Genomic DNA, 13,390 nt, shown 5'->3' with positions numbered 1-13,390 from the left:
GCGCCCCTAGAACGCGAACCGCAGTGCGCGCACCCGGTTGTCGAAGTTGGACGGGATCAGCTCCGGCTCGCCGACCGAGCGGACCTCGGGCAGGCGGGTGAACAGCTCGCGGAAGAGCACCTTCATCTCCTGCCGGGCGAGGTACGCACCCAGGCAGTAGTGCGGGCCGCCGCCACCGAAGCCGAGGTGGGGGTTGGGGGAGCGGGTGATGTCGAAGGCGTCCGGGTCGGCGAAGACGGCCTCGTCGCGGTTGGCGGAGCCGAAGAAGAGCACCGCCTTCTCCCCCGCGCGCAGCAGGGTGCCGTCGGGGCCGCCGAGGCGGTGGTCGACGGCCAGGGTGCGGCGGAACTGGATGATCGGGGTGGCGTGGCGGACGATCTCGTCCACCGCGCCGCCGAGGTGGCGGTCGGGGTCGCCGAGCAGCAGGGTGCGCTGCCCGGGGTGGGCGGTGAGCAGGTGCAGGCCGTGGGCGAGCGCGTTGCGGGTGGTCTCGACGCCGGCCACCAGCAGCAGGGAGAAGAAGGCACCGAGCTCGCGCCCGGTCAGCCGGCGGCCGTCGACATCGGCGGTGACCAGGGCGGAGACGAGGTCGTCGGTGGGGCGGCGGCGGCGTTCGCGGCCGAGGTCGGCGACCATGCCCTGCATCCGGGCGAGCGCGCGCAGTCCGCGCCCGGGCATCCGGAGCCGGCTGCGCAGCGGGCGGGCCACGCCGGTGTGCTCGGAGGCGTGGTTGACCTGGTCGAGGATGGCGCGGCGGGGCTCCTCGGGGATGCCCATCATGTTGCAGATCACCTGGAAGGGGAGTTCGGCGGCGACCGAGGTGACGAAGTCCTCGGGCCGGTCGCGCTCCACCCGGTCGACCAGGCGGGCGGCCACCTCGCGGATGTCGTCCTCGACCCGGGCGATCAGGCGCGGGGTGAAGGCGCGGGCGACGATCCGGCGCAGCTGGGCGTGGCGGGGGTCGTCCAGGTTGACCATCGAGTCGCCGAAGAGCAGCCGGACCCAGCGGGCGGGTTCGGGGGTGGTGACGCCGGGGCCGCTGAGGAAGACGGCGGGGGTGCGGCTGGCCTCGACGACGTCGGCGTGCCGGACGAGGGCGTGGAAGCCCCGGCCGCCGGACCGGCCGGCCGCCCGCTCGCCGAAGTAGACCGGGCCGGGCAGGCGGCGCAGTTCGGCGAAGGCGGCGGCGCGGTCGGGGGCGGACAGCTGCCAGAAGCGGGGGTCGGCGAGGTCGGCCGTGGGGGTTTCGGGTGCGGTCGCTGTGCCCATGCCGGGCCTCCTGTCCTGTCGGTGCCCACCGGGAAGGCTCCGGACGTCCACGTGCCGTTGAAGCCCACATTTAGTCAGCACCGACAGGGATGGTGTCAAACCGTAATTACCGTATGATTACCGGCTTTTCAGGGGTGGCCGGGTTCGGGAACGGCCGGGTCTCGGGAGTGGCCGGGTTCGGGAACGGCTGTCACACCCGGGCGTGGGACGTGATGTCCGCGCCGAACTCCTCGATCATCGGCGGGGTGACGGTCGGCCGGGCCTGGGCGATGGCCGCCAGGTAGTCGGCGGTGCTCGCACCCTCGACGCCGGCGGCAACGCCGTCCGGCGTGGTGAGGTCCCGCTCGAAGGCGGCCTGGGCGGCCACCCGGGCGGCGTGCTCGATGTCGGCCGGGGTGAACAGCTCGCTCGCGCCGACCAGCGCGTCCAGGTCCACGTCCGCCCGACCCGCCGCGTACCGGGACCAGATCGCGGCACGGGCGGCCGCGTCGGGGGTGCCGATCGGGATCAGGTAGTCGAAGCGGCCGGGGCGCAGGAAGGCCGGGTCCAGCGAGCGGATCGAGTTGGTGGCACAGACCAGCAGCCGCTCCTCGCCCTCGCGGAAGCCGGGGATGAGCTTGAGCAGCTCGTTGGTGACGCCGTGCATGCCGCCCTGCGCGCCCTCGGTGCGGACCGGGGCGATCTCCTCCACCTCGTCGATGAAGACCAGCGCCCGCTCCAGCCGGCCGATCCGGGCGAAGGCGTCGCGCAGCGCGGCCGCCAGGTTGCCCTCGTCGGCCAGCCGGGACGGCAGCAGCTCGACGAACGGCCAGCCGAGCCGGGAGGCGATCGCCCGGGCGAAGGTGGTCTTGCCGGTGCCGGGCGGCCCGAACAGGGCGATCGCCCGCGGCGGGCGCACGCCGTGCCGGGCCGCCCGCTCCGGTTCGGCGAGCGGCAGCACCACCCGGCGCTCGATCAGGTTCTTCTCCGTCTCCATGCCGGCCACCTTGGCCCAGAGGTCGCCGGGCAGCAGCCGGCCGCCCAGTTCGTCCAGCAGCCCGCTGGCCGCACCGGCCGGCGGCTCGTCCTTCTCGAAGTAGGCGGCCGCCGGGCGGCGGGTGTAGCCGGCGTTGTGCAGGCCCTCGCCGAGCAGCTCCTCCTCCGGCAGCACGTACGCGATGCGGCGCACCCGGCAGGCCACCAGCCGCCGCTCCAGCTCGCGCAGCAGCGCACTGGCCAGCCCGCGGCCTCGCCAGGCCGGGGCGATCGCGATCCGCATCACCCAGGCGCGCTCCCCCGCCACGGTGGCGAGCGCGGCGCCGATCGGCTCGCCCTGGTGGACGGCGACCACGGCGGGCTGGCGGGAGGTCAGCGCGCCGATGCACTCCGCGAGGGAGAACACCGACTCCTGGCCGAGCCCGGCCGTGGTGTCGATCAAGTGGACCACCGCCGCGAGGTCGTCCTCGCGATAGTCATGAATCAGCCAGTGCACGGCCGGCCCGCCTCTCCGTCCTCACCGGCCCCGGGCCGGTCGTCCGACCGCCGGCGCTGCGCCGCGCGGTGCCCGAACGGTACGGGCGGGCGCGGACGGCGGTCCCGCGCCGGAACGGACAAGCCGCGCCCCGGCAACCGTACGAACCGCCTCTACCGCACGGGGCGCGGAGCGGCACCGGCCCTGGGCGGGCGCGGCGCGGGGCCCGAGGCGGGTTCCGGACCGGTACGGCGGCGGCTGCCCCGGAGCTGCGGCCGACGCGGCCCGGCGGGACGGCTGCCCGGGGCGGGCGCGGCCGGGCATGCTCTCACGGGGCGGAACCGGCCAATACCCGAGGGGGCGGTACGGGCCGGGCGAGGCGGGTGCGACGATGAGTGTCATCGTGATGACCGACCGGATCCGCTCGCTGCGCGCCGTGGTCTTCGCTGCGCTCTGCGTGGCGCTGGCCGCCACGGCGCACGTCGCCATGGCCGGCTCCGGGGTCTCCGCGCCGGTGCTCGCGGGCGCGTTCGCGGTCACCCTCGGGTTCACCTGGCTGCTCGCCGGCGGCCGCCGCGGGCTGGGGCTGATCAGCGCCTGGATGGTGGCGGCGCAGACCGCGCTGCACCTGACCTTCGAACAGGCCGGGGCACTCGCCTCCGGCAGCGGGCTGGCGCGGCTCGGCTCGACGGACTGGGCGGCCCTGCTGCTCTGCAACCCGGAGCGGGCGCCCGCCGGGCTCTCGCCGGCCGACCTGGCCCGGATGGCCGGGATCGACCCCGACGTCCCGCCCTCCGGGGACCTCCTGCCGCCGGGCGGGGCTCACCACCTGGGCGCACACGGCGGGTCCGCGTCCGCCGGGGCGGCCGACCAGAGCATGGCGGGGATGGCCGGCATGCCGGGGATGTCCGGCAGCTCGGGCATGTCAGGCATGTCAGGGATGTCAGGGATGTCGGGGGCGTCCGGCGGCTCGGGGATGTCCGGGCACGACATGGCGGCGCACGGCATGTCGGTCGGGATGATCGCCGCCCATGTGCTCGCCGCGCTCGCCTGCGCGCTGCTGCTCTGGCGCGGCGAGACGGCGCTGGCCCGGCTGTTCGAGCTGCTCGGCGCGCTGGGCGCGGTACTGGCGGGTGTGCTGCTCGCCCCGCTGCTCGCCCTGTGGTGCCGGCCGCGCGGCTTCCAGCCGCCGGCCGCGCCCGGACCCGCCGCCCACCGGGTCCGCCCACCGCGGCTGGTGCTGCTCTCGCACGCCCTGGTCCGGCGCGGTCCGCCGTGCGCCGCCCCCGCCTGCTGACGCGCCCACCGTCCGACACCCGACGCCGCTCCCGGCGTCCGCTGCGCGGTGGGCAGGTCGCCCTGCGCCGTGCCGTGGCCGACCGGCCACGCCGCCAGGGCCCGGGCCCGCGTCTGCCGCCGCCACCCCACCCGGGGTGCCGCGGCGTACCGGCCGGCCCCACCGACGCCGAGCGTGCCGCCCGCGGCGGCCGCTCCCAGCCCTCCCCTCAGGACCTTCCATGCCTGACTACGACGGCGCACCGGCCTCGTCCGGCGCCACCGTCCTCCTTGATCGGCCCGCCGTCGCCCTACCGGGGACGGTCGGCCGGACCGGGCCCGTCCGTACCGACGCCGTTCCTGCCGCCGCTGCCCGCCTCGCCGAGGCTCGCGAGGAGCTTCGCCGACCAGTCCGCCGACGGGCCCTCGGCCCCGGCCCCCGGCGCCGCGCCCCGCAGGCGCTCCGCCCGCTCCAGCCACTCCCGGCAGGCCTCGCAGCGGGCGACGTGCTTGTCCAGCCGCCGGTCCGGCAGACCGGCCGGCTCACCGTCGAGGCGGGCGGAAAGAGCGGTACGGAACTGGACGCATCTCATCTGACCATCGTCCCGCATCACCCGGCACACCGGACCGGCCGGGTGGGTCGCGCCCCAGGCGCCCCAGGCGCCAGCGGCATCCCAGGTACCGGCGGGAACGCCCCCACGGGAGGCCACACGGAACGCCCCACGGGAGGCCGCCGTGGATGACGAGCAGCTGACCGCGCTGGCCCTGGCCGCCCGGGAGGGCCGGGCCGCCGATGTCGAGGCCTTCGTCCGGGCCACCCAGCGGGACGTGTGGCGGTTCGTCGCCCACCTCACCGACGTGCAGTCGGCCGACGACCTCGCCCAGGAGACCTTCCTGCGCGCCCTGCGCAGCCTGCCCGGGTTCGCCGGCCGCTCCTCGGCCCGGACGTGGCTGCTGTCCATCGCCCGACGGACCGTCATCGACCGCTACCGCACAGCCGCCGCCCGGCCACGCTGCGCCGCCCTGCCGGACTGGCAGGAAGCCGCCGAGCGGCAGGGCACGCCGCCCGCCGCCGGGTTCGAGGACGGGGTCGCGCTCGGGGACCTCCTCGACCGGGTGCCGGCGCAGCGCCGGGAGGCGTTCGTGCTCACCCAGGTGGTCGGGCTGAGCTACGCCGAGGCCGCCGAGGTGGCCGGTTGCCCGGTCGGCACCGTCCGCTCCCGGGTCGCCCGGGCCCGCGAGGAGCTGATAGCCCGGCTCCGCGCCGCCGAGCGCGGCGAGGCTCCCCCTCCGGGGCCGGCCGCCGAGCTGGCAGCGGCCTGCTGACGGCGTCACGCGCAACCGCGCCGGGGTGGTGGTGCCACCGCACCGCCGCCCCGGCCGCCGCAACCCCTGCCGCCGTCACCCAGGCCGCTGCCGTCCCAGCCCCTGCCGTCGCCCAGGCTGGCGTCACCCCTGCGGGCACGCCGCCCGGGCCGGCACGACCGGTGTGCCCGCGTGCGGCTACGCCCGGAAGGACTCCGGCCGCTCCGGCGAGGCCGCGGCCAGAGCCTTGGCCACCTCCTCCACCCCGGCCCGCAGGCCGTAGACAGGGGTCTCCGGCTGCTGGCGCCAGGACTCGTCGATGCCGCCGGTGTCGACGGTGTCGAAGCCCAGCTCGTCGATCAGGGCACGGACGACCCGCTTGGCCGCCTCGTCGTCCGCGGCGACCGGCAGGGCGATCCGCTCCGGGTCGCCCGCGGGGCGGGGCTTGTCCAGGAGGTCCTGGGCGTAGGTGCCGTTGAAGGCCTTCACGACCGGGTGGCCGAGGTGCTGCTCCGTCCAGCGGCTCTCGGTCAGGCCGTCGTCCTCGATGCCCCCGATCCGGCCGTCGCGCTTCGGGTAGTAGTTGCCGGTGTCGATCACGGCGAAGCCCTCCGCGGCCTCGTCGAACAGCCCGGACGGGAGGTCCGGCACGTTCTTCAGCGGCACGGTGACCACCACGACCAGCGCGCCGCGGGCCGCCTCGGCGACCGTGACCGGGGTGGCGCCGGTCTCCTCGGCGAGTGCGGTGAGGGTCTGCGGGCCGCGCGAGTTGGCCACCGAGACCTCGTGGCCGAGTGCGGTGAGGCGCCGGGTGAGGTTGCCGCCGATGTTGCCCGCGCCGATGATGCCGATCTTCATGCCTGTCCTTTCGGGCCCCTGCCGGGGGTCGGGCCTGCGTCACGCCGTGTCGTGCCTCGCTGCAACCCCGGGCCGGGCGCGGCTATTTCCGGACCACGGCCGTGTCCGGAGCGGAGCACTCCTTCGTTCCCGGCGGCCGGGTCGACCCCGCCCGGTCGGGATCGGCCATGACCGCGGCATTCCGGCCAACCGGGAAAATTCCTTCAAGTGTTCGGAACTGGACCCCTCCTGCCTCCGACTGCTGTACCGGACGCCGCCGCCGAGGCGGTGTCCGGAACGGCACGGGGAATCGGAGGAGCGCCATGTCCGCGCAACAGCCACTGGCCACCGGTGGGCTGACCAGGGACCAGGCCCAGCCGGAGGACCGGTGGATCCTGGTCGTGGCCGCGGGACTGCTCTCGTTCGTGGCGATGCTCGACATGAACGTGGTCAACCTGGCCCTCACCGACATCGCGGACGGCCTGCACGTCTCCTCGACCACCGCGCAGTGGGCCGTGCTCGGCTACCAGCTCCCGCTGGTGGCCTTGCTGCTGCCCGCCGGGCGCTGGCTCGACCAGGTCGGCACCCGCTCCGCCCTGCTGCTGGCGGTCAGCTGCTTCGCGCTCTGCAGTGTGCTCGCCGCCGTTGCGCCGTGGGCGAGTTGGCTGGTGGCCGCACGGCTGGCGCAGGGCGCGTTCGGCGCGGTGCTGTTCGTGCTGATGCCGGTGCTGGCCGCCACGGCCGTCCGGCCGGAGCTGCGCGGGCGGGCGATGAGCGTGCCCGCCACCCTCGGCCCGCTCGGCGCCGTCACCGGACCGGTGGTCGGCGGCCTGCTGCTCGACCACGTCGGCTGGCGGGCCATCTTCCTGGTCAAGCTGCCGATCTGCCTGGCCGCCCTGGTGATCGCGCACCGCAACGCGCCGCGCGGCGGCACGCTGCGGCTGCCCGACCGGGGCTCGCTCGGCGACGCCGCGCTGATCGGCTCCGCGGTGGCCGCCGTGCTGCTCGGGCTCACCCTCGCGCCCGACGCTCCGGTCTGGCTGCTGCTCGCGCTGCCCGCCGCGCCGCTGGTCGTCCTCTGGCTGCGCCGCCCCGGCGGCCGGCCGGTCGCCGCCGTGCTGCGGGAGTCCGGCACCGCCGCCGTCAACGGCTCGGTGCTCTCGCTGGCCGCCGGGTTCGCCGCCACCCACTACCTGCTCGCCCAGCACCTGCGCCGGGACGACGGGATCAGCGCCACCACCACCGCCCTGACCATGCTGGCCTTCCCGCTCGGCATGGTGCTGGCCGGCCGCTTCGGCGGACGGCTCGCCGACCGCTGGGGCGCCCGGCCGACCGCGCTGACGGGTGCGACCGTCACCGCGCTCGGCATGCTGCTGCTCGTCCCGCTGGACACCGACTGGTCGCCGTTCGACATCGGGTGGCGGCTCGCGCTCGCCGGGACCGGCATGGGCCTCAACGGCGGCCCGGTCCAGGCCCTGGTGATGACCGCCGCGAAGCCGCAGCAGCTGGCCACCGCCGGCTCGGCCGTCCAGCTGGCCCGCAGCCTCGGCTTCGCCCTCGGACCCGCCCTCGCCACCGCCGCCACGCTGTTCGGCGACTCCGCCACCGCGGGCATCCGGGCCGGGCTCGTCCTCGCCACGCTGGCCGCCGTCCAGGCCGTGGCCCTCCTCTCCCTGCACCACGGCACCAACCGCGCGGGCACCTGACGACCCGCCCGCGCGCACCACGCCCCGACCGGAGGAACACACGCATGACCGACACCGTCCACGATCCGAGCGCGGGAAGGCCGGCCGACGACACGCCGCGCTGCCCGTTCGGATACGACGAACTCCCCGACCCGGTACCGCTGTACGGGCCGGAGTACAAGAGCGACCCCTATCCGCTCTACCGGCGGATGCGCGAGGCCGGCCCGGTCCACCGGGTGAAGTTCCCGAGCGGCATCGCCGCCTGGCTGGTGACCGGCTACAAGGCCGCGCACGAGACCCTCAACGACCCCCGGCTCGGCAAGAACCACAAGCTGGGCAACGAGGGTTGGCGCAAGCTCGCCTCGATCATGCCGGAGCCGCAGCACTCGCAGCTCCAGGTCCACCTGCTGCACCAGGACCCGCCGAAGCACACCCGGATGCGCCGGCTGGTGCTGGACGCCTTCACCCCGCGCCGGGCGGAGGCCCTGCGCCCGCGCCTCAAGGAGCTGGCCGACGCCCTGGTCGACGAGCTGCCGGAGACCGGCGGCGCGGACCTGGTGGCCGGTTTCGCGGCCCACTTCCCGTTCCGGGTGCTCTCCGAAGCGATCGGCCTGCCACAGGAGTTGGCCGTCCGCTTTGATCGGGATTGGGGCAAGGTCGTCCAGCCGGTCGGCCCGCTGGACCCGGGCCGACCGGCCTACGAGGGCCGGCTGCGCGGCCTGCAGACCTACATCGCCGACGTGGTGGCGCACAAGCGCGCCCACTACGACCCGGCCGGGCCCGACGTCGACCTGCTCGGCCGGCTCGTCGCCGCCTGCGACGCGGGCGAGTTGAGCCCCGAGGAGCTCGACTCGATGGTGTTCCAGCTGCTGGTGGCCGGCCAGGAGCCGGTGACCAACCAGATCACCACCATGCTGATCACCCTGCTGCGCCGCCCCGACCAGCTCGCCCGGCTGCGCGACGGCATCGCGGCCGACCCGGGCCTGCTCACCCGCGCGGTGGAGGAACTGCTGCGCCACGACGCCGCGTTCGAGCTCACCACCTGGCGCTTCTTCGCCGAGGACAGCGACCTGCACGGGACGGCCGTTCCAGCCGGCGACTCCGTGATCGTCTCGCTCTGCGCGGCCAACCGCGACGACGAGCAGTTCCCGGACGCCGACGTCCTCGACTTCGACCGCGCCCCCAACGCCCACCTGGCGTTCGGCCACGGCATCCACTACTGCCCCGGCGCCGCCCTGGCCCGGGTCGAACTCCAGGTCGCCCTCGCCACCCTGCTCACCCGGCTGCCCGGGCTGCGGCCCTCCGCCGGGCCCGGCGAGGAGATCGACTCGCTCACCTGGGTGCCCGCCGTCCTCGCCCGGGGGGTGAACAGGCTGCCGGTCGCCTACGACAAGCGGGTCTGACCGGCCCCACGACTCCCCGGCACCCCCTCAGCGTCCCGGCGGCCGATGCCGGGGCGTGGCTACGCCTGCCCTGAAGCCCGTACACCGTTCCGTGGAGGACCACCATGCCGCCCGCCGGCACCGTTGCCACCGATTCCCAGACCACGGCCGACCAGGCCACGGCCGACCAGAGCGCGGCCGACCGGAGCGCCAACGGCCGGACCGCGTCCGGCCCGACCACCACCAGCCAGTCCGCGTCCCCGTCCCCGTCCCCGTCCGCCGTCGTCACGCCGGCCGCCGCCACTGCGCCCGGCGCCGTCACGGACCCGCAGGAGGTCGCCCGGATATCCGCCGGGATCCTCGACCTGCTGCTGCCGCACCGCCGGGCCTCCGACCCCGGCGTGCACGCCACGCCCGCCGACTTCCCGCTCCAGCTGGAGCAGTTGGCGGACTTCCTCTCCACCGGCGACCCGATCCTGTTCACCCTGCCCGGCTTCCCCTGCAAGTCGCCCAACCTCGCCAAGGTGCTCGGCCACCTGCCCGACGAGGGCGAGCGCCTCTCGCTCACCTTCCTCAACGGTCTCTGCGAGGAGATCGGCAAGCTCTACGAGCCCGGCGCGCAGATCCTGATCTGCTCCGACGGCCACATCTTCGGCGACCTGATCCACGTCCCCGACGACCACATCGACCAGTACTCCGACGAGCTGACCGCCATGATCGAACGCGAGGGCCTGAGCCACCTCGCCACCTTCGACCTGCGCGCCGTCCTCGGCGACCTGCCCTTCGACGAGAAGCGCGCCCGGGTGCACGCCCGATACGCGCCCACCAAGGAGGAGCTGCGCGAGCAGGTGATGACCGACGAGGAGACGCTGAAGCTCTACCGCGGCATCACCCGCTTCCTCACCGAGGACACCTTCGGCTTCGAGGGCACCAAGTCCGCCCTCCAGCGCGAATGCCGCCGGCGCGCCTACGGCGTCATCCAGCGCAGCCGCGCCTGGGGCGACCTGATCGCCGAGCAGCACCCGCGCTCCTTCCGGCTCTCCATCCACCCGCAGAAGGCGGGCGTGCTGAAGTTCGGCATCCGGCTGCTGGAGGCCGCCGACGCTTGGATGACGCCGTGGCACTCCTCGGTGCTCCACCGGGCCGACGGCCGCTGGGAGCTGATGCGCAGCGAGGAGGCCGCGAAGGTCGGCCGCCTGGTCGAGCGCAACGGCCGCCCCAGCCACTACGAGATCTCCTGACGCTGCATCACTCCGGCCGAGGATGCGGGTGTGCGGTGGTCGAACGCGATCAACGGGTCACCGGTGAGCGGATGTTCGACCACCGCCGCCCGCACGCCGAACACCTCGGCGAGCAGCTCGGCGGTCAGTACGTCCCGCGGCGCCCCGGACGCCACCAGGGCGCCGCGGTGCAGCACGTGCAGCCGGTCGCAGACCGAAGCCGCCGCGTTGAGGTCGTGCAGCGCGACCAGCGTGGTGCGGCGCTGCTCCCGGAGCAGCGCCAGGAGTTCGACCTGGTGCCGGACGTCCAGGTGGTTGGTCGGTTCGTCCAACACCAGGACGTCCGGTTCCTGGGCCAACGCCCTGGCCAGCAGGACGCGTTGGCGCTCGCCGCCGGAGAGCTGGGCGAACCGCCGCTCGCCCGCGTCCGTCATGCCGACCCGCTCCAGCGCCCCGGCGACGATCCGGTCGTCCTCGGCGTCGTCCGCCGCGAACGCCCGCTTGTACGGGGTGCGGCCCATCGCCACCACCTCGCGGACGGTCAGCTCGAAGTCCCCGCCGCGCTCCTGGGGCAGTGCCGCGATGTGCCGGGCGGACTGCGCCGGGCTCAGCTCCGCCAGCTCCCGGCCGGCCAGCAGGACCCGTCCGGCACTCGGCTTCAGGTGCCGGTAGACGGTGCGCAGCAGGCTGGACTTGCCACTGCCGTTCGGCCCGACCAGCCCGGCGATCTCACCCTCCTTGGCGACCAGGTGGACGCCGGCCACCACGGTCCGCCCGGACAGGGTGACACTCAGATCCTCGACCGCGATCCTCAATTCCGCTCCAGTCGTCGGTCCAGCAGGTAGAGCAGGGTGGGCGCGCCGAGCAGGGCGGTGACCACGCCGATCGGCAGTTCCTGGGTGTCCAGCGCGGTGCGGGCGATGGTGTCGACCACCACCAGCAGCACCGCCCCGGTCAGGGCGGAGAGCGGCAGCAGCCGGCGGTGGTCGCCGCCGACCAGCAGCCGGCAGACGTGCGGCACCATGAGGCCGACGAAGCCGATCGCGCCGGAGACGGCGACCAGGACGCCGGTCAGCACACTGGTGACGACGAAGATCTCGCGGCGCAGCCGGGTGACGTCGACGCCGAGCCCGGCCGCCGTCTCGTCGCCCATCAGGAGCGCGTTGAGCCCCCGGGCGCGGGCCTGGAGCAGGCCCAGCCCGAGGGCCACGGCAACGGCGGGGACGGCGAGTTGGCCCCAGACGGCGCCGCTGAGGCTGCCCATCAGCCAGAACAGCACGCCCCTGGTCTGCTGTTCGTCGCTGGTCTGCAGGACGAGGTAGCTGGTGAAGCCTGTGAGGAACTGGCCGATGCCGATGCCGGCGAGTACCAGGCGCAGCGGGGAGAAGCCGCCGCCGCGCCGGGCCAGCAGCCAGACCAGGGAGAAGGCGGCGAGCGCGCCGAGGAAGGCGGCGAGCGAGATGGTCAGCCCGACGGCGCTGCCGAAGGCCATTTCGAGGCCGAGCCCGCTGCCGAGGACGATCACGGCGACGGCGCCGAGCGAGGCGCCGGAGGAGATCCCGAGCAGGTAGGGGTCGGCGAGCGGGTTGCGGACGAGTGCCTGGACGGCGGTGCCGACGAGGCCGAGCCCGGCCCCGACCATCGCCGCCAGCAGGGCGCGCGGGACGCGTAGTTGCCAGACGATGAGGTCCCGGGTGCCGGGCTCGGGTGCGCTGCCGGTGAGCCGGCGGGCGACCACCGACCAGACTTCGCCGGGCGGGATGTCCACCGATCCGAGCGAGACGGCGGCGGTCAGCGCGGCGACCAGGGCGAGGGTGAGCACGGCCGCGAGCGGCCCGGCGCGCAGGGTGCGCGTGCGGGTCCGCCCGGCGGCGGCGGTGGTGGCCGATGCCACGGTCTACTGGCCGTTCTTGACGAGGTCCGGGTGGACGGTGGCGGCGATCTGCCGGACGGTGTCGGCGTTGCGGACCCCGGCGATGGTGGTGACCTCGGAGCCGATCCGCAGGAACTTCCCGTCCTTGACGGCCTTCAGGCCCTGGGTGGCGGGGAAGCTCTTCAGGAACGCCTCGGCCTCGTCGAAGGCCTTGCGGTTCTCCTCCTCGGTGCCGCGGGTGCGGACGGCGAGCTGGATCCAGTCCGGGTTCTTGGCGACCACGTCCTCCCAGGAGACCGGCTTGAAGTCGGCGTCGCAGTCGCCGAACACGTTGCGCGCGCCGGCCAGGGTGATCACCGCGTTGGCGACCTGACGGCCGCAGGCGGCGACCGGCTGCTTGGTGCCGGCGTCGAAGTCGAAGAAGAAGTAGCCCGGCCGCTGGTCCGCGGGGACGGCGGCGGTCGCGGTGCGCACCTCGCCGACCTTCTTCTCCATCCCGGCGACGAGTTCCTCGGCCTTGGCTCCCGTACCGGTGACCGCGCCGAGCCGGCGGATGTCGTTCTCCACCTCGGCGAGGTCGGTGCGCGGCCCCTTGGCGGCCTTGGGGGTGCCGGAACAGGCGGTGGAGAGGAGGAAGACGTGCTGGATGCCCGCCGCGGCGAACTCCTCCTCGCTCGGCCCCGCGCCCGCACCGCCCATCATCGGCATCGACCCGAACGCGTCGACATAGAGGTCGGCGCCGGAGCCGAGCAGCTTCTCCTTGGCGATGCCCATCTCGCCCAGCACCGGCACCTTGGCGCCCTGTTCGGCGATCGGCGCCGGCAGGCTGCCCTTGCCGGGCGGGAAGCCGGTGCCGATCACCCGGTCGCCGGCGCCGAGCTGGAGCATCATCTCCAGGCCGGCGGCGTTGCTGGTGACGATCTTCTTCGGTGCCTGCTTGACGGTGGTCTCCTTGCCGGCGCAGTCGGCCACCTTCACCGGGAACGCACCGGCGGGGGGGGGGGGGGGGCCGACGCCGTCACCGCTTTCGGTTGTGAGGGTTTCCCCCCCGCCACGTCCGCAAGGCGTGGTGGACAAGGCAACAAGGGGCGCGA

11 protein-coding genes and 1 pseudogene are annotated in these 13,390 nt (G+C 74.8%); 5 read left to right on the top strand and 7 right to left on the bottom strand.

The genetic code is table 11. From position 1 onward, the window contains the following. Positions 1–6 precede the first annotated feature (6 nt). Both ACZ6NC_RS11870 and ACZ6NC_RS11865 read right to left on the bottom strand, forming a co-directional pair. Entirely contained in the window at positions 7–1,269 is a 1,263-nt protein-coding gene (locus tag ACZ6NC_RS11870) for a cytochrome P450 (protein WP_465731520.1), read from the bottom strand. A gap of 190 nt (positions 1,270–1,459) precedes the next feature. Then, positions 1,460–2,740, bottom strand: a complete 1,281-nt coding sequence (locus tag ACZ6NC_RS11865) for an ATP-binding protein (protein WP_465731518.1) — start codon at positions 2,738–2,740, stop codon at positions 1,460–1,462. A gap of 370 nt (positions 2,741–3,110) precedes the next feature. Here ACZ6NC_RS11865 and ACZ6NC_RS11860 point away from each other — a divergent pair, with 370 nt between their 5' ends. Further along, complete coding sequence (locus ACZ6NC_RS11860; RefSeq protein WP_465731516.1) at positions 3,111–4,016, top strand: hypothetical protein; 906 nt, start codon at positions 3,111–3,113, stop codon at positions 4,014–4,016. Between the two features lie 289 nt (positions 4,017–4,305). Here the strand turns inward: ACZ6NC_RS11860 and ACZ6NC_RS11855 are convergent, their stop codons facing one another. Next, the gene (locus tag ACZ6NC_RS11855) at positions 4,306–4,587 is read right to left on the bottom strand and encodes a zf-HC2 domain-containing protein (RefSeq protein WP_465731514.1); all 282 of its coding nucleotides are present in this window, start codon (positions 4,585–4,587) and stop codon (positions 4,306–4,308) included. A gap of 142 nt (positions 4,588–4,729) precedes the next feature. Between ACZ6NC_RS11855 and ACZ6NC_RS11850 the strand changes: the two genes are divergently transcribed. Next, positions 4,730–5,320, top strand: a complete 591-nt coding sequence (locus tag ACZ6NC_RS11850) for a sigma-70 family RNA polymerase sigma factor (protein WP_465731512.1) — start codon at positions 4,730–4,732, stop codon at positions 5,318–5,320. Between the two features lie 177 nt (positions 5,321–5,497). On the opposite strand, the pseudogene ACZ6NC_RS11845 reads toward ACZ6NC_RS11850, so the two are convergent. Further along, positions 5,498–6,172: pseudogene (locus ACZ6NC_RS11845) on the bottom strand (NADPH-dependent F420 reductase); the annotation flags it as partial. A gap of 287 nt (positions 6,173–6,459) precedes the next feature. Here ACZ6NC_RS11845 and ACZ6NC_RS11840 point away from each other — a divergent pair. From ACZ6NC_RS11840 to ACZ6NC_RS11830, 3 genes are all read left to right on the top strand, one after another. Further along, complete coding sequence (locus tag ACZ6NC_RS11840; RefSeq protein WP_465731510.1) at positions 6,460–7,842, top strand: MFS transporter; 1,383 nt, start codon at positions 6,460–6,462, stop codon at positions 7,840–7,842. 44 nt (positions 7,843–7,886) lie between these two features. Beyond that, on the top strand, positions 7,887–9,224 hold the full coding sequence (locus ACZ6NC_RS11835; RefSeq protein WP_465731508.1) for a cytochrome P450 family protein: 1,338 nt from the start codon (positions 7,887–7,889) through the stop codon (positions 9,222–9,224). 104 nt (positions 9,225–9,328) lie between these two features. After that, complete coding sequence (locus ACZ6NC_RS11830; protein WP_465731506.1) at positions 9,329–10,444, top strand: L-tyrosine/L-tryptophan isonitrile synthase family protein; 1,116 nt, start codon at positions 9,329–9,331, stop codon at positions 10,442–10,444. On the opposite strand, the gene ACZ6NC_RS11825 is transcribed toward ACZ6NC_RS11830, so the two are convergent. From ACZ6NC_RS11825 to ACZ6NC_RS11815, 3 genes are read right to left on the bottom strand one after another with little or no spacing between them, the layout of a single operon-like run. Beyond that, positions 10,429–11,238: an ABC transporter ATP-binding protein gene (locus ACZ6NC_RS11825; RefSeq protein WP_465731504.1), complete on the bottom strand. Its 810-nt coding sequence runs from the start codon at positions 11,236–11,238 to the stop codon at positions 10,429–10,431. The two genes, ACZ6NC_RS11830 and ACZ6NC_RS11825, sit on opposite strands and share 16 nt — an antisense overlap. After that, a complete protein-coding gene (locus ACZ6NC_RS11820; RefSeq protein WP_465731502.1) occupies positions 11,235–12,317 on the bottom strand; it encodes a FecCD family ABC transporter permease in 1,083 nt (360 codons plus the stop codon). Before ACZ6NC_RS11820 ends, ACZ6NC_RS11825 begins: the two co-directional genes overlap by 4 nt. 3 nt (positions 12,318–12,320) lie before the next feature. After that, positions 12,321–13,373, bottom strand: a complete 1,053-nt coding sequence (locus ACZ6NC_RS11815; protein ID WP_465731740.1) for an ABC transporter substrate-binding protein — start codon at positions 13,371–13,373, stop codon at positions 12,321–12,323. Positions 13,374–13,390 lie beyond the last annotated feature (17 nt).

This window comes from Kitasatospora sp. NPDC041988 (assembly GCF_055588525.1).
The sequence above is the reverse complement of the archived record's forward strand: the minus strand, read 5'-3'. Positions and strand labels throughout refer to the sequence as shown.